This window comes from Pauljensenia sp. UMB3104 (genome assembly GCF_030217285.1).
GTDB lineage: Bacteria > Actinomycetota > Actinomycetes > Actinomycetales > Actinomycetaceae > Pauljensenia.
The window spans coordinates 1-16,311 of the sequence record NZ_JASONN010000014.1 but is presented as its reverse complement, the minus strand read 5'-3'; the positions used below and the strand labels follow the sequence as shown (position 1 = coordinate 16,311).

Below are 16,311 nucleotides of genomic sequence, written 5' to 3'. Positions count from 1 at the left end.
CGCCTCCCAGCCACAAGCATAACTTGTATAGCGGACCGTATCTGCCTCTACTCGCGCAAGCGAGTCCCAGGAAACAATGGATGCATGACACAGACACAGACACAGAACATTGCGACTGCCCGACCGGAACACACGCTGCTTGCCCGAGTCCGCGCGCTCCTGCCCGGGCTTGTCCTCTGCCTGGCCGCGGCCGGAGCATCGTACGGGGTCAGCCTGCTGCTGCCGGGAGTCAGCCCGCTCATTATCGCGATCGTGCTTGGCGTACTCCTGGCCAACGTCGTCCGGCTGCCAGCAGCGGCCTCCGACGGCATCGACTTCTCCGCGAAAAAGCTCCTGCGCGCCGGCATCGTCTTCCTCGGACTCCAGCTGGTACTGACCGACATCCTCGACCTCGGAGCCCCAATGCTGGTCGTCGTCGTGTGCATTGTCGCAGGCGGTCTGCTCGGCACCGTTCTCCTGGGGAGGCTGCTGCGGGTTCCATCCGGGCTCTCGCTGCTCATTGCCTGCGGATTCTCCATCTGCGGCGCGGCAGCCGTGGCGGGCGCGGCAGGGGTCACCGACCCGGACGACGAGGCCGAGGAAGACACCATCACCGCGGTCGCCCTCGTGGTGATCTTCGGAACGCTGATGATTGCCCTCGTCCCACTGCTCACGAACCTGCTTGGCCTGGGCTCCGAGACGGCCGGGATGTGGGCCGGGGGTTCCATCCATGAAATCGCGCAAGTCGTCGCGGCCGGAGGCATCATCGGCGGCGGAGCGCTCACGGTCGCGGTCATCGTCAAACTCGCCCGAGTGCTGCTGCTCGCCCCGGTCGTGGCCATCCTCAGCATCCGGGAGCGCCGTCTCAGCCGTACGGCAGGCGAACCCAGTCAACAGAGGTCGAGTTCGAAGCTGCCGCCCATCGTCCCGCTGTTCATCATCGGGTTCATCGCCATGGTGCTCCTGCGTTCCTTTATCCCTCTGCCGGACTTCGTGCTGACGACCGGCGGGCTGCTGCAGACAGGGTTGCTGGCTGCAGCGATGTTCGGACTCGGCTGCGGCGTCAAGATTCGGAACCTCATCAAGGTGGGCCTCAAGCCCTTCGCCCTGGCCGCGCTCTCCACCCTCCTCGTCGCCACCATCGCCTATTGCGGAGTCACCCTCGCCGGCTGAACATGGCTCACCAGGGCGTCACTACGCGCCGCAAACGGTCCAAAGTGACACTGGTGTCAGAACCTAACTAAGGCTATCCTTGGTTGTGTACTCGTGTGCGTCATGTCGATAGGAGAACGATGAAACGCGCGATCGTGGTCGTCTGCTCGTGGGCAGCGGCTCTCTGCTTGGCTGCCGCATACCTGGCGATCGGCTGGGGCATCGACAGTGTTGTCAATGGGCATGCCTGGTCGACGTGGTGGATCGCCGTGCTCGGCGCTCTCGGATCGGGCGCGTTCGCGTGGGCGGTCAGTGCACTGGGGGCCTCCCAGATGAACCAGATGGAGCCCGCGCTGCGTCACTCGATGATCCGTCAGGTCTTCGCCCTGGGTCCCTCGCAGCGCACCAACGAGCGTGCGGGCCGCGTCGTCAACTCCGCCACCGACGGCGTCGAGCGCGTCGCCGCCTACAAGGGCACCTTCCTGGCCCCCATGATTGCGTCGCTGACGACCCCGATCCTCGTCGTCATCGTCATCGCCCTCACGATCGACCCGGCCTCGGGTGGATTCCTCGCGATCGCAATCCCGCTGGTCCCGATCTGCGTCATGGGCTTCCGCAAGGCCTTCAAGCCGGTGTCCTCGCGCTACCGGCACTCCTCGCGTCAGCTCGCCGCCAAGGAACTCGACGCCATCCAGGGCCTGGGCGACCTGGCCCTCATGAACGCCGGCAAGGACATGGGTCAGCGCCTTGCCGAGGCCGCCGAGGAAGTCCGCTCAAAGGTCATGAGCTACCTGGCCGGTAACCAGCTGATCCTCCTCGTTATCGACTCCGTCTTTTCCCTCGGCATGATCACCGGCGCGATCGCCCTGGCTCTCATCCGCTACCAGCAGGGCGCGATCAGCGTCGGCGAGGGCATCTCCCTCGTGCTCCTCTCCTCGATCATGCTCGACCCGCTGGACCGCATCGGCCAGTTCTTCTACATCGGCATGGGCGGCATCGCGGCCAACAAGGAGATCAAGAAGTTCATTTCTCAGACTCCTCCCGTCACCGACGCGAAGGGCGTGAAGGTTCCCGCGCTCCCGTCCGCCCCCGGCGAGATCGCCCTGTCTGACGTGTCCTTTTCCTACACCGAGGACACCCCGGTCCTGCAAGGTGCAAACCTGACCCTCACCCAGGGCGAGCACGTCGCGCTCGCGGGCCCCTCGGGTGCCGGAAAGTCCACGATCTCGGCGCTGCTGCAGGGCTTCCTGCGCCCCACGCGCGGCCGCGTGAGCCTCAACGGCGTCGACCTGGCCACCGCGCCCCTGTCGTGGGTGCGCGCCCAGAGCGCGGTCGTCGAGCAGACCACCTACCTGTTCTCCGGCACGCTGCGCGACAACCTGCTCCTGGCCGCCCCCGCTGCCACGGACGACCAGCTGATCGAGGCCCTGCGAGCCGCCCACCTGGGCGAGTTCGTCGACACCCTGCCGGGCGGCCTCGACGCCCGCGTGGGTGCCCGAGGCCTGGCCGTGTCCGGCGGCGAGGCCCAGCGCATCGCGATCGCCCGCGCCTTCCTGAAGAACGCGTCGATCATGATCCTGGACGAGCCCACCGCCCACGTCGACCTGGCCTCCGAGCGCGAGATCCTCGCCTCCCTGGAGACCGTGTGTGCCGGGCGTACGACCCTGACGATCTCTCACCGAGACGCCACCATCAAGGGCGCCGACCGCGTCGCGACCCTGCAGGAAGGAACGATCCGATGACCCGCAGGCAACTGTCTCTTCGACTCCTGTCGATCACGCGGCGCGTCCTGCCGCCACTCGCGGCCTCCATCGCAGCCCGCATCGTCTTCCTGATGATCGGCATCGCCCTGTTCGCCCTGGGCGGCTGGGCCGTCGCCGGCCTCGCGTCGGGGAAGAGCGCGTGGAGTATCGCCCTGATCATTGTCTGCGCCATTGGCCTGAGCTTGCTGAAGGGCCTGGCCCGCTACCTCGAGCAGTTCGCCGGTCACTTCGTGGCCTTCCACTCCCTGGCGATGCTGCGCAACTACTTCTACGACCAGCTTGAGCCCCAGGCTCCCGCGGGTACGGATCGCCTGGATTCGGGCGACATCATGAACCGCGTGACGAAGGACATCGACCGCGTCGAAGTCTTCTTCGCCCACACGCTCGCCCCCGTCACGACGGCCATCATCGTCCCGATTCTGTCGGTCGTGTGGATGGGCAGCGCCGTGTCCTGGACGCTGGCCGCCGTGCTGGCGCCCTTCCTCTTGATCGTCGGCGCGGTCATTCCCTTCCTGGGTTCCGGCTCGACCGCGCGTGCGGCGCGTGAGCTGCGCGAGGCCCGGGGTGCGATCGCTGCCCACGTGACCGACTCGGTGCAGGGCGTGCGTGAGGTCCTCGCCTTTGGGGCCGAGGAACGCCGCGAGGCCGAGATGAGCGCCATCGAAAAGCGCATCTCCTCAGGGCAGGGTACCCAGGGCCGCTGGATCGCGCTGCGACGAGGCCTCAACCAGGCCGCCGTCGCCCTCGGCATCGTCACGGTCGCCATGGTCGCGGGCTCGAACGTGCTCGCCGACACGCTGACGCTGCCCCAGGCGGGCCTCGCCCTCGGCATCGCCATGGGTTCCTTCGGCCCGGTCCTCGCGGTCGAGGAGTTCGCCGCGGACCTCGATCAGGCCTTCGCCTCGGCCGCTCGCGTCTTCGCGATCACCGACCGCGCGCCCGTCGTCGCAGACACGGCCGATCCCAAGCCCCTGACCCCGGGCGATATCGAAATTACCGACGTGACCTTCGCCTACCCGACGAACGAGGACGCGCCCGCGCCCGCCCCCACGGTGTTGGACGGCGTGAGCATCCACATCCCCGCCGGGAAGCGCACCGCCATCGTGGGTGCCTCCGGCTCGGGCAAGTCGACGCTGGCCTCGCTGCTGACCCGCACGTGGGACCCGGCCTCGGGCATCGTCACCATCGGCGGCACGAACGTGGCCGAGGTGTCCCTGCACGACCTGCGCGCCACGGTCGCCTCCGCGCCCCAGCGTCCCTACCTCTTCAACGACACGCTGCGCGCCAACCTGCTGCTCGCCGCACCCGACGCCACCGAGAAGGACCTCGAATCCGCGCTCGCGGCTGTGGACCTCACCGACTGGCTGGCTACGGAAAAGGACGGCCTGGACACGGTCGTCGGCGACATGGGCGAGCGCCTCTCGGGCGGCCAGCGTCAGCGCCTGGCCCTGGCTCGCGCCCTCCTGCGCGACGCCCCGATCTACGTCTTTGACGAGGCCACGAGCCAGGTCGACCCGGCCACCGAGGCGCGCGTGCGTGAGGGGATCGCGCGCGTCGCGCAGGGACGCACCATCGTCGAGATTGCCCACCGCATCAGCGCCGTGCGCGACGCCGACCAGATCATCGTCATGGACGCGGGCCGCGTCGTGGAGACCGGCACCTACGCCGAGCTCCGTGCACGCGGCGGAGCACTCACCGCCCTCGAGGCGCGCGAAACCGCCGATCAACCCAGCTCCTGACACAAGCACGCGCGCGCGGAGGAGGGGCCACGGCCTCGTCCCCCGTGTCTGTGCGCACCCGTTACCGATAGGATTCAACCTATGGAAAGACTGATCGGCTGGACGAAAGCTGACGCGTGGGGCTCCACGAACGCGATCCCCGAGTTCCTGGGGGCCGCCGCCGGGGACGACCCGGTGTCCGAGGTGTGGTTCGGCGCCCACCCGGACGGACCGACGCTGCTGACGGATGGACACACGCTCGCCGAGCACATCGGCGAGGACCCCAAGCGAGCGCTCGGCGGAGGCCTGCTCTACGCCTTCGGGCCGACCCTGCCGTACCTGGCGAAAATCATCGCCCCCGCGCAGACCCTGAGCCTGCAGGTGCATCCGACGAAGGAGATCGCGCGCGAAGGCTACCTGCGCGAGGAGGTCCTGGGGATTGAGCGTACCGACACGCGCCGCGTCTACCGGGACATGAACCACAAGCCCGAGATGATCTACGCGCTCACCGAGTTCAGCGCGCTCGTCGGCTTCCGCGTGCCGCGCAAGGCACGCCAGCTCCTCGTCGGCTTGGAGGGCGAGCTCGCGGACCGCCTGCGTCACCGCCTCAAGCTGTCCACTGTGCGTGGGGGCCTGCGCTCCCTGGCCACGTGGCTGTTCGACGAGGACTCCCCGGCGACCCCCGAACGCGTCGAAGAGTTCGTGGCCGCGTGCCGCTCACGCCTCGCGTCGGGCACGTCCCCATCCCCGCGCACCGACGAGCTCGTGAGCGTCCTGGGGGAGAAGCACCCGGGCGACCCGGGCATCATCGTCGCCTTCCTCATGAACCCGGTGTCCCTGCGCCCGGGCGAGGCCGTCTACATTCCGCCGCGCCAGATTCACGCCTACCAGTCGGGCCTGGGTATCGAGGTCATGGCCTCCTCCGACAACGTCGTGCGCGCGGGCCTGACCGGTAAGTACGTGGACTCCGCCCAGCTCGTGGAGATCACCGAGTTTTCGGCGCTGCCGCCCGTGCGCGTGGCACCCGAGCACCCCTCGGCGACGACGGACCGTTTCCTGGCGCCCGCCCAGGAGTTCGAGCTGTCGGTGACGACGCTGGCCCCCGGAAAGCACACCTCCCGCGTGGACGAGGTCGCCGTGCCCGGGGAGGGCCCGCGCATCGTCATCGCGACCTCCGGGTCGGTCACCCTGCACGTGAGCGAGGAGCAGGGCGGGGACAGCGTGGAACTGAGCCGCGGCCAGGCCGTGTTCATCTCGGCCGCTGAGCGCCGCGTGTGGGCGTACGGCACCGGATCGTTCGTGCAGGTCGCGGCCCCCTGACCGGGTGCGTTGTGCGCCGTGACGAGGCTGTGAATGGGAGCGTTGTCAAGTCGTCCCACGTGGTGGTCTTGGTTCCTGGAAAAGCCTTGTAGCTGCGGCTTTTTCCTCTAAAATAAGAGTCGGGCCTCATCTCCGCTCGCTGCGACGAGGCCCGCTTGTCAATCGCAGTGTGGGTACCGCGTGGGGGTGCCCGCACTGCGATTCTGTTTGCGCCTTAGAAGACGCCGCACACCCAGTCGGCGAGCGTCTTGCATGTGGAGGCCAGCTCGCCCTCGTGGGCGTCGTATCCGGCCACGATGTCCTCGGTGTCGACCCGGTCGTTATTCTCCGCCCACACGGTCGCGGTCTCGCGCGTGACCTCGGGGTGGAACTGGACGCCCAGGGCAGTGCCGTAGGAGAAGATCTGCGTGTACTTGTCCGAGCGCGCCCACTCGCGCGCGCCGCGGGGGAGCTCCACGATGGCGTCACCGTGGTCGGCGAACACCGTGTGGGTCGAGGCCAGGGCCATGCGCAGGGGGACGGCTCCGCCGCCGCCCGCCTGGTCGTTTGTGCCCCACGTCAGGGGAATAACGCCGTATTCGGGGCCCGCTGGGTCTGCCACGCTCACTCGCCCGCCGAAGGTCGCGGCGATCAGCTGGGCACCCAGGCAAATGCCGAGCACACGGATGTTGGCGCGCACGCAGCGGCGCAGCAGCTCGCGTTCGGCCTCCAGCCACGGCCAGGCCTCGTCGTCGTAGGCGTTCGCCCGGCCACCCAGCAGGATGAGGGCATCCGGCAGGGGAGCGGCCGCCAGGTCCTGGAGGCGCTGCGGGTCCTCCCAGGCGCGCACCACCTCGTGACCGCCGAGGAAGGCGGACAGCTGACCCACCGGAACGATCGGGTCGTTTTGAATCACGAGGATGTTCATACACCAATTGTAGGCGCGATCACGCGCCGGTACCTATCGGCCCTTAAAGAACGTGAACAGCTGGCGCTCGCATTGAGGGGCACGACCCCAAACGCGCCGCAGCCCCCAATCCCGGACCCCGACGCGGCGTGCGATCCCCACCGCGGCGAGCCGACCCGGAAGCGGGGGCTGCAACACACAATCCATTGTGTGACGCCAAGCTCAAAGAACTGGGAGCTTTGGCTGAGAAAACCCTGGGAAAAGCGCGCGGGGTGGATCCTCATCCACCCCGCGCGCCCCAAGCCAGCAATCAGGCGATCACTTCGATGCGAGACGAGCGCCCGCGGCAAGAGCCTCCAGCTTCGCCCACGCGATCGACGGGTAGATGCGGCCGCCCAGGCCGCAGTCCGTCGACGCCACGACACGCTCATCGCCCACAATGTCCGCGAACTGGCGGATACGCTGAGCCACCAGCTCCGGGTGCTCCACAACGTTCGTCGAGTGCGACACCACGCCCGGGATCAGGTACTTGCCCTCGGGCAGTTCGATGTCGCGCCAGATCGTCCACTCGTGCGCGTGGCGAGCATTCGCCGCCTCAAACGTCAGGCCATTCGCGTTGACCAGCAGGGCCAGATCCACGATGTCCTTGAACGCAATATCCGTCGTGTGCGGGCCGTGCCACGAACCCCAGCACACGTGGAAACGCACCAGAGACGGGTCAATGCCCTCCAGCGCGTGGTTCAGCGCGTCGATACGCACGCGAGAGAACGCGCGGTAATCCTCGACGGACGGCTCCGGGTTCATCTGATCCCAGCCCTCCGCGATATCCGGCGCGTCAATCTGCACCGTCAGGCCCGCGTCCGTAATGCGCTTGTACTCCTCGCGCAGCACATCCGCGCACGCCCACACCACGGCCTCGTCATCCTCGTAGAACGCGTTAGCCACGCGAGCCGCCGAACCCGGCGAAATCGCCGCCACGAAACCATCCGACACGGGCTTGCCCACAGCCTCCAGCGCGTGCTTCACGCCCGCGATATCGCGCTCCACGGCCTCGGCGCCGATGTAGGTCAGCTCACCCGTAATCGTCGGGAACGCAATCGGGTTGCGGTTCGCAATGTGAATACCCGAATCCGGATCCGCGTACGCGTCCGCGAAACGCTGCCAGTCGCGGCGCTCAGCAAACGACGAGAAAGACAGACGACCATCGCGGCCAGCTGGGGGACGCACATCGAAACGCTGCACGTCCTCAAAGGACAGACCGCCGAAACGCGAGAAGGAATACGTCCACCACGCGCCGTAATCAACCGTGTCGAGCATCGCGTGGCCATACTCGCCGTCGTTGACGATATCCAGGCCAATCTCAGCCTGACGCTTCACAACGCCATCAACCTCGGCCTGCAGCACAGAGGTGAAATCAGCATCGCTCAGGGAACCCTCGCGGTGCGCGGCGTTCGCCTTGAGCAGCTCGGGGGTACGGGGCAGGGAACCAACATGAGTGGTGCGAATGGTCATCGCAGTCCTTTCTCTTCACTGTGCCCTCAGCCTACGTTTCGCGCGTCGAGAACGAGGCCGAATGTCCACACCGTGACCAATGCGATCAACCACTCATCTGGCAAGATGCTAATTCACGCACGCGCCCCTTGCGTTTTCCTCGCATTCGCGCCCGCAAGCGTCCACCCACTGACACGGCACCCCGCTCGCCACAGCCCCCGGAATACCGCGCGAAAACCACCCGACCTGAGCCCCGGCCTCGTCCATGAGACGAAACCCGCACGGAAACGCAGCGCTCACGCTCCTACTGTTGAGTCATTACAAGGCAAAAGAAAGGCACATCATGAGTCGCCCGCTGCGCTCGGCAACATCCACCCAAGGCCGCAACATGGCCGGAGCTCGCGCCCTGTGGCGCGCCACCGGCATGAAGGACGGCGACTTCGGCAAGCCGATCATCGCCATCGCCAACTCCTACACCCAGTTCGTCCCCGGCCACGTGCACCTGAAGAACATGGGCGACCTCGTCGCCGGAGCCATCGAAGCAGCCGGCGGCGTCGCCAAGGAATTCAACACGATCGCCGTCGACGACGGCATCGCCATGGGCCACGACGGCATGCTCTACTCCCTGCCCAGCCGCGACCTCATCGCCGACTGCGTCGAAACCATGGTCAACGCGCACCGCGCCGACGCCCTCGTGTGCATCTCCAACTGCGACAAGATCACCCCCGGCATGCTCCTGGCCGCCATGCGCCTGAACATCCCCACCATCTTCGTCTCGGGCGGCCCCATGGAATCCGGCGCCGCCGTCGAGGGCGTCGTCGAACACCGCCTCGACCTCATCGACGCCATGGTCATGGCCGTCGACGACTCCGTCAGCGACAACCAGCTGGCCAGCATCGAAGCCAACGCGTGCCCCACCTGCGGCTCCTGCGCCGGCATGTTCACCGCGAACTCCATGAACTGCCTCAACGAGGCGATCGGCCTGGCCCTGCCCGGCAACGGCACCACCCTGGCCACCCAGATCGAACGCAAGAAGCTCTTCACCGAGGCCGGCACGCGCATCGTCGACATGTGCCGCGCCTACTACGACAACGAGGACGACTCGGTCCTACCGCGCTCCATCGCCACCAAGGAAGCCTTCGAGAACGCCATGAGCCTGGACGTGGCCATGGGTGGCTCCACCAACACCGTCCTGCACATCCTCGCCATCGCCAACGAGGCCGGCGTCGACTTCACGCTCGACGACATCGACGCGATCTCGCGCCGCGTGCCCTGCCTGTGCAAGGTCGCCCCCAACTCCACGACCTACCACATCGAGCACGTCCATCGTGCCGGCGGCATCCCCGCCCTGCTCGGCGAGCTCGACCGCGCCGGCCTGCTCAACCGCGACGTGCACTCCGTCCACTCCGACAACCTCGCCGACTGGCTGGGCGCGTGGGACGTGCGCAGCGGAACCGCCACCGACGAGGCCAAGCACCGCTTCCTCGCCGCCCCCGGCGGCGTGCGCACCACCCAGGCCTTCTCGACCGCCAACCTGTTCGAGTCCCTCGACACCGACTCTGAGGCCGGCTGCATCCGCTCCGTCGAGCACGCCTACACGAAGGACGGCGGCCTGGCCGTCCTCTACGGCAACATCGCCGCCAACGGCGCGATCATCAAGTCCGCCGGCATCGACGAGTCCCTCTTCCACTTCGTCGGCAAGGCCTTCGTCGTCGAATCCCAGGAGGAAGCCGTCGAGGCCATCCTCAGCAAGCAGGTCAAGGAAGGCGACGTCGTCGTCATCTTGTACGAGGGCCCCAAGGGCGGCCCCGGCATGCAGGAAATGCTCTACCCGACCTCCTACCTCAAGGGCCTGGGCCTGGGCAAGAAGTGCGCGCTCATCACCGACGGCCGCTTCTCCGGCGGCACGTCCGGCATCTCCCTCGGACACATCTCGCCCGAGGCCGCGGCCGGCGGCGCGATCGGCCTCGTGCGCACCGGCGACGAGATCGAAATCGACGTCAACAACCGCATCCTGCGCGCGAACGTGAGCGACGAGGAGCTCGAGCGCCGCCGCGCCGAAAAGGGCGCCGCGCCCTGGAAGCCCTCCAAGCCTCGCCCCCGCCAGGTCTCCGACGCGCTGCGCGTCTACGGCATGCTCGCCGCATCCGCCGACAAGGGCGGCGTGCGCGTCCTGCCCGACTGGGCGTGAGCGAAGCGCCTACAATCGTGGGCATGCATGGAGAGTACAAAGTCCCCGGAGGGAAGCTCGTCGTCGTCGACACCGACGTGGAGGAGGAACGCCTCGCGCGCGTGAGCGTGTCGGGCGACTTCTTCCTCGACCCCGACGACGCGCTCACCCGGATCACCGCGTCCCTCGAAGGGGCCCCGGCCTCCTCGAGCGCGAAGGATCTGGCCGCGCGCGTGGAGGGGGCCCTCCACGAGGGCGACACCCTCATGGGCGTGACCCCCGAGGCCGTCGGCATCGCCGTACGCCGCGCGCTGGGCGCCGCCCTGTCGTGGGACGACATCGACTTCGACGTCATCCACGGCCCCGTCGTCGACCCGATGATCAACGTCGCCATGGACGAAACCCTGGTCGAAGACGTCGCAGCGGGGCGTCGCAAGCCCTTCATGCGCCTGTGGGAGTGGAACGGCCCCCAGGTCGTCATCGGCTCCTTCCAGTCCTACCAGAACGAAATCCAGCAGGACGGCGTGGATCGCTACGGCATCACCGTGTCGCGGCGCGTCACCGGTGGCGGCGCCATGTTCATGGAGCCCGGCAACTGCATCACCTACTCGCTCGTCATCCCCACCGCCCTCGTGGAGGGAATGAGCTTCGAGCAGGCCTACCCCTACCTCGATCAGTGGGTCATGGAGGTCCTCGAAAAGCTGGGCATCAAGGCCAAGTACGTGCCGCTCAACGACATCGCCTCCGAGTTCGGCAAGATTGGCGGCGCCGCGCAGAAGCGCTGGGCCAACGGCTACATGGTCCACCACGTGACCATGGCCTACGACATCGACGCCATCAAGATGAACGAGGTCCTGCGCATCGGCATGGAGAAGATCCGCGACAAGGGCACCCGCAGCGCTGTCAAGCGCGTGGACCCCATGCGCTCCCAGACGGGGCTTCCCCGCGAAGAGATCCTGAAGGTGTTCTTCGACCACTTCAAGGAGAAGTACAACGCAAGCGTCGGCACCATCACCGAGGCGGATCTCGAGGTCGCACGGAAGCGCTGCGAGACGAAGTTCGCGCGCGAGGAGTGGGTGCACCGCATCCCCTGAGCGCTCCCGTTTCTGTGGCTGCCCGCTCCGGAGTCGTTTCGACGAGGCCGGGGCGGGCTTTCGCTTAGAAGAGCTGGAGCGCGCGCACCCCGTGGATGATGAGCTCGACGCCGATAACGAGGATCAGGAAGCCCATGATGCGCACGATCGCGCCGACTCCGGTGGCACCCAGCTTGTCGATCCAAGGCGTGCCGTAGCGCAGTAGCAGCGCGATGACGGCGGCTGTTACCGCGATTCCCAGGACGATGCCGACATGAAAACCGATGGCCGTGTTGCGGGCGGCCAGCGCGATAACCACGCCGATCGAGCCGGGCCCCGCGATGAGGGGGAGTGCCATGGGGGAGAAGGACACGTCCGGCTTGGAGGTCGCGTGCTGCGCCTCCTCGTGGGTGGCACGGCGCTTGTTTTCCAGCATCGAGAAACCCGAGTGCGCGACGACCAAGCCACCCGCGATCTGCAGCGAGGGTAGGTCGAAGCCGAAGAAATGCATGATGAGCGAGCCACTGACCGCGAACACTGTCAGGATGGCGAACACGTAGATGCCTGTCTTCCACGCCTGCGAGCGCACCGCAGCCGGAGTATTGCCGGCGGTGAGTCCTGCGAACGCTGCGAGACCCCCGATCGGATTGGTGATCGGGGCGAGCGCAAGGATCGCGGCGGACATTCCGGCGAGAACAGTCATCATGCGGACAATCCTAGTCGGCGCTGTGCTCGCGCGAACGATCGGTCCGCTCAGGCGCGGCGGGCGCCGAAGATCGCGGTGCCCAGGCGCACGATTGTCGCCCCCTCGGCAATGGCCCACTCCAGATCGCGGCTCATACCCATCGACAGCGCCAGGTCCGACTCTTCGACGCCCAGGCGAGATGCGGCCTCGTCCCTGATCCCGCGCAGCTGCGCGTACGCGGCGCGCACGTCGGCCTCGACGGGGGAGTTCAGGCCCACCGTCATGAAGCCCGCGAGCTGCAGGTGTGCCGAGGCCTCGACCGCGTCGATCAGTACGGCGACGTCGGAGGGGGTGCAGCCGTGCTTTGTGGCCTCGCCCGAGACATTCACCTCGACGAACACGGGGAGCGTGCCGGTCGCGCGCGCGTCGATTTTCGAGGCCAGGGCAGGGGAGTCTAGCGACTCGATCGCGTCCACGCAGGACAGCGCATGGTTGATCTTGTTGGACTGCAGAGGCCCGATCAGGTGGATGTGCGCGCCGGGCACCTCTCGGATCGCCTCCACCGTCGTGCGCGCCTCCTGGACGCGGTTGTGGCCGAGCAGGATCGGCAGGCCCGCCTCGCTCAGGGCGGCGGCGGCCTCGCGGCACTCCTCGGGCGTGCGCGTCTTGACCGCCAGCTCCAGATGCACCGAATCGGTGCGACCGCACGCGGACGTCGCGCGGTCAATGCGGTCGCGGGCAGCGGCGATGGCCTCGGGAATACTCATGCCCTCATGGTACGCGCGGAGAAACTTTCAGGGGCCAATCAGGGGCGACTCAGGGGAACCTGAAACGCGAGGTGTGGCAGACTAGAATGTTCACAGATCAAGGAAAGGACACGCCATGCGTACCCTGCTCAACATCATCTGGTTCCTCTTCGGAGGCCTGCCGCTCTTCCTCGGCTACCTCCTCGCAGGTGTCGTCGCCTGCATCTTCGTCGTCACGATCCCCGCGGGCGTGGCCTGCTTCCGCATCGCCGGATACGTGCTGTGGCCCTTCGGTAAGCGCGTCGTCGACCAGCCCAGTGCGGGTGCCGGATCGGCCCTCATGAATATCGTGTGGTTCCTGGTTGCGGGCCTGTGGCTGGCCATCGGGCACGTGACCACCGCCGCCGCACAGGCCGTGACGATCGTCGGCATCCCGCTGGCCATCGCCAACCTCAAGATGATCCCGATCACCTGCTTCCCCTTCGGCAAGGTCGTCATCGACGACCCGACTGCGTCCATCCTCTGACGCGTCCTACACTGGGGTCATGGCTCGTAAACACAGCAAGGATCACGGCGGTGGCCCCACCCGCGCCATCGAGGCGCTCACAGCGGCCGGCGTTGCTTTTACCGTTCACGAGTACGAGCACGACCCGGCCGCCCGGGCGTTCGGCGAGGAGACCGTCGAGAAGCTGGGGATCGACCCCACCCAGGCCTTTAAGACGCTCATGGTGCGCCTGGAGCCCTCCGGTGAGTTCGTCGTCGGTTGCGTGCCCGCTCTGGCTCACCTGTCCATGAAGCTGATCGCCAAGGCAGCCGGCGCGAAGAGCGCCGCCATGGCTGACCCGGCCGTCGCCCAGCGCCGCACCGGCTACGTCGTGGGCGGCATCAGCCCGCTCGGGCAGACCACCTCGCACCGTCTGTTCATCGACTCGGCGTGCCTGGACCACGAGACCATGATCGTCTCGGGCGGGCGCCGAGGCCTCAGCGTCGAACTGAGTCCCCTCGACCTCGTCGAGCTGACGGACGCCGAGGTCACGGATCTCGCACAGGTCTGACCCGGCCTCGTCTAGCGTGCGTGCGGCCCCGGCTTCGTCCTGTTTCCGTCTTCATCTCAGCCGCCGATACTCCCGCGCCCCAAATTTCGCATGCAATTCCCCGGCTGTTCCTTCAGTGTTTGAAGGAGAGGTATTGAAATCATGCGGTTTCTGGGCTCTCAAGGCCGATCCGAATAACGAATTGCATGCGGGAATAAGGGGGAAGGAGCTGCATGACCGGGTCGTGGGATAATTGCGCCCTTACCGTGACTGCGTTTTCCCGCTGTGTCATCATCAAACACGATGACTATGACTGAACTAAGCCGCCGCGGGCGCGCCGCCTACTGGGTGGTTGCTGCCCTCGCCTGGGTGGGCGTCGCCGCCACTCTTATTATCACGGCCTTTGATGGTTACGCTGCGCCGACCTACGTCGAGGAGGGCCTCTTCGCGGGTGCCCCCCACGGCTGGGCGGGCGCCCCCGAGCGCCTCATCAATTGCCTGTCCTACTTCACCGAGCTGTCCAACATCATGGTTGCGATCATCTCGACCGTTCTCGCGCGCCGGGGCCGTGTGGGTGCGTGGGGGAGGGCCACTCACCTGTGCGCGCTCATGATGATCACGGTGACCGCGATCGTCTACGCGACGCTCATCGGCCCCTACGAGGTGCTCTCCGGCTACGCCCTCGTCACCAACCCGCTCCAGCACATCGTCGTTCCCGCCGCCTTCGTGGGTACGGCTGCGCTCGCGGGACCGAGCGGCGGTATCACGTGGGCGACGCTGGGGCGCGCCCTGCTGATCCCGGTCGCGTGGGTGGCGTACACGCTCGTGCGAGGCTCCTTCACGCACCAGTACCCGTACGGCTTCGTGAACGTGTGGCGCATCGGCTACGCGCAGGTCGCCATCAACATCGTGGCGATCCTGATTGGCGCCCTGCTCTTCATGGCGCTCTTCGCGGGCGCGGACTGGCTGATCCGCAAGGCGGGCTCGAATAGAATTGACACATGAAACTGTAGATAGTTTCGATGATGTAGAGGAAAGCTGAGGGCATATGTTGGACGAGTTGCGAGAGGTATGTGCGCGAGAGGCGCGTCGATCCGATAGTGAGGCTCAATCGCTCTATCAGGATCGCTTACGCGAGCAGCTCGAACGTAAGATGATGCAGCCTTATTGCATGCCGTATGTTGAGGGGGGTAGAAAGCATCTCCGAAAGTGGGTGAATAGCTCGCAAATTTATGTTGACTCCAACTTTACTCCCTATCATCATTCCCCTGAAGAAATTGTTGAGTATGCTGTTGAAAAACGAGCTGACGCTGAATCGCTGTATCGCGAAATGGATCAGCTCTATTTAGATGAATATCCATTTCCTGGGGGACGCAAGGTTTACTTTGTGTCGCAAAATGGACATCATAGGCGCCTTGAGTTTGCGTGCATAGGACTTCCGAAATTGGAAGCGTATGTGCAAGAGGCTCAGGGTGATGTGTGGCGTTATTTCTATAAGTCTTCGAGGCCTGATGTGATTAAGGTGTTCCGCTGGTTTCTTGATGTTGGCCTACTGGACAATGTTGAAATTGATCCTAGGTCTCGATCGATATTGATTAAAGATGGAGGCTCTTTGGGTGCTTGGCTCCTTCCTGATAGTCAGAGATCGATGGGTCTTGGAGGCCTGTTGTCAGAGATTCGATTGCGGGCTGATTCTATTAGTTCGCATGTTGAAATTGATGATAGGATCCTGAATATTCTAAATTCAAAAGTTAGGCGATATCTTGCCGTTCAGGTTGTTGATCTGAAATATAAGGTCCGTTACTTTCTGAAAAACCTTATGATGTCACATCATTCGTTGTAGAAACTGTTGTAACAGTTGCATTTGTCTTTGCTTGGGGTATTGCCGCGCAAGAGTTGTTACGTCAATGCTGGTGAGCGTCAAATCTGTATCAGCTCAAAACATGTACCATCAGTGCATTGTTGAAATGTGCCCTACCGCGCTCCGACCGTGATCGTTGCCAGGGCGACGAGGTTCGCTTCGTCCGAGGCGGGCACGTCCACGAGGGCGACGATGCGCCAGTCCATGTCCTCCTCCGGGTCGAACAGGATCTGCGTGGCCAGCCAGAACGTGCCCGCCGCAGCCTGATCGACCGCGTCCGCGATCGCCTTGATGCGCGCCATCTGGGCGCGCTCGACGTCCGACGACACAGTAGCGGGGGCCAGCTCCGGCACGTCCTCGCGCGCCGGGGCCGTGTGGGTGCGTGGGGGAGGGCCACTCACCTGTGCGCGCTCATGATGATCACGGTGACCGC

The 16,311-nt window shown here is 65.8% G+C and carries 15 protein-coding genes; 10 read left to right on the top strand and 5 right to left on the bottom strand.

Going from position 1 to position 16,311, the window contains the following annotated elements; all coding sequences use genetic code 11:
* The first annotated feature begins 84 nt into the window (after positions 1-84).
* From QP415_RS07625 to manA, 4 genes are all read left to right on the top strand, one after another.
* Positions 85-1,152 carry a YeiH family protein gene (locus QP415_RS07625; RefSeq protein WP_285099606.1) on the top strand — a complete coding sequence of 356 codons (1,068 nt, stop codon included), beginning with the start codon at positions 85-87 and terminating at the stop codon, positions 1,150-1,152.
* A 119-nt stretch (positions 1,153-1,271) separates the two neighbouring features.
* Complete coding sequence (locus QP415_RS07620; protein ID WP_285099605.1) at positions 1,272-2,873, top strand: ABC transporter ATP-binding protein/permease; 1,602 nt, start codon at positions 1,272-1,274, stop codon at positions 2,871-2,873.
* The gene (gene cydC, locus QP415_RS07615; RefSeq protein WP_285099604.1) at positions 2,870-4,633 is read left to right on the top strand and encodes a thiol reductant ABC exporter subunit CydC; all 1,764 of its coding nucleotides are present in this window, start codon (positions 2,870-2,872) and stop codon (positions 4,631-4,633) included. The genes QP415_RS07620 and cydC overlap by 4 nt, the downstream gene beginning before the upstream one ends.
* Positions 4,634-4,714: 81 nt before the next feature.
* Positions 4,715-5,932 carry a mannose-6-phosphate isomerase, class I gene (gene manA, locus QP415_RS07610; protein WP_016461264.1) on the top strand — a complete coding sequence of 406 codons (1,218 nt, stop codon included), beginning with the start codon at positions 4,715-4,717 and terminating at the stop codon, positions 5,930-5,932.
* A 214-nt stretch (positions 5,933-6,146) separates the two neighbouring features.
* Here the strand turns inward: manA and QP415_RS07605 are convergent, their stop codons facing one another.
* Positions 6,147-6,839, bottom strand: coding sequence for a type 1 glutamine amidotransferase (locus QP415_RS07605; RefSeq protein WP_048677362.1), 693 nt, complete (start codon positions 6,837-6,839; stop codon positions 6,147-6,149).
* Positions 6,840-7,136: 297 nt separating this feature from the next.
* The gene (locus tag QP415_RS07600) at positions 7,137-8,330 is read right to left on the bottom strand and encodes a cobalamin-independent methionine synthase II family protein (protein ID WP_016461262.1); all 1,194 of its coding nucleotides are present in this window, start codon (positions 8,328-8,330) and stop codon (positions 7,137-7,139) included.
* Positions 8,331-8,652: 322 nt separating this feature from the next.
* Here QP415_RS07600 and ilvD point away from each other — a divergent pair, with 322 nt between their 5' ends.
* Positions 8,653-10,500: a dihydroxy-acid dehydratase gene (gene ilvD, locus QP415_RS07595; RefSeq protein WP_285099603.1), complete on the top strand. Its 1,848-nt coding sequence runs from the start codon at positions 8,653-8,655 to the stop codon at positions 10,498-10,500.
* Between the two features lie 23 nt (positions 10,501-10,523).
* Complete coding sequence (locus tag QP415_RS07590; protein WP_285099602.1) at positions 10,524-11,573, top strand: lipoate--protein ligase family protein; 1,050 nt, start codon at positions 10,524-10,526, stop codon at positions 11,571-11,573.
* A gap of 64 nt (positions 11,574-11,637) precedes the next feature.
* Here the strand turns inward: QP415_RS07590 and QP415_RS07585 are convergent, their stop codons facing one another.
* Together QP415_RS07585 and QP415_RS07580 are read right to left on the bottom strand one after the other, a co-directional pair.
* Positions 11,638-12,258 carry a MarC family protein gene (locus tag QP415_RS07585; protein ID WP_285099601.1) on the bottom strand — a complete coding sequence of 207 codons (621 nt, stop codon included), beginning with the start codon at positions 12,256-12,258 and terminating at the stop codon, positions 11,638-11,640.
* Positions 12,259-12,305: 47 nt separating this feature from the next.
* On the bottom strand, positions 12,306-13,004 hold the full coding sequence (locus QP415_RS07580; RefSeq protein ID WP_285099600.1) for a YggS family pyridoxal phosphate-dependent enzyme: 699 nt from the start codon (positions 13,002-13,004) through the stop codon (positions 12,306-12,308).
* A gap of 115 nt (positions 13,005-13,119) precedes the next feature.
* Here QP415_RS07580 and QP415_RS07575 point away from each other — a divergent pair, with 115 nt between their 5' ends.
* From QP415_RS07575 to QP415_RS07560, 4 genes are all read left to right on the top strand, one after another.
* A complete protein-coding gene (locus QP415_RS07575) occupies positions 13,120-13,509 on the top strand; it encodes a YccF domain-containing protein (protein WP_285099599.1) in 390 nt (129 codons plus the stop codon).
* 19 nt (positions 13,510-13,528) lie between these two features.
* Positions 13,529-14,038: a Cys-tRNA(Pro) deacylase gene (ybaK, locus tag QP415_RS07570; RefSeq protein WP_016461256.1), complete on the top strand. Its 510-nt coding sequence runs from the start codon at positions 13,529-13,531 to the stop codon at positions 14,036-14,038.
* A gap of 288 nt (positions 14,039-14,326) precedes the next feature.
* The gene (locus tag QP415_RS07565) at positions 14,327-15,022 is read left to right on the top strand and encodes a Pr6Pr family membrane protein (protein WP_285099598.1); all 696 of its coding nucleotides are present in this window, start codon (positions 14,327-14,329) and stop codon (positions 15,020-15,022) included.
* Between the two features lie 43 nt (positions 15,023-15,065).
* A complete protein-coding gene (locus QP415_RS07560; RefSeq protein WP_285099597.1) occupies positions 15,066-15,860 on the top strand; it encodes a hypothetical protein in 795 nt (264 codons plus the stop codon).
* 131 nt (positions 15,861-15,991) lie between these two features.
* On the opposite strand, the gene QP415_RS07555 is transcribed toward QP415_RS07560, so the two are convergent.
* Positions 15,992-16,311 (bottom strand): DUF3516 domain-containing protein (locus QP415_RS07555; RefSeq protein WP_285099596.1); only part of this gene is annotated, 320 nt, incomplete at its 5' end.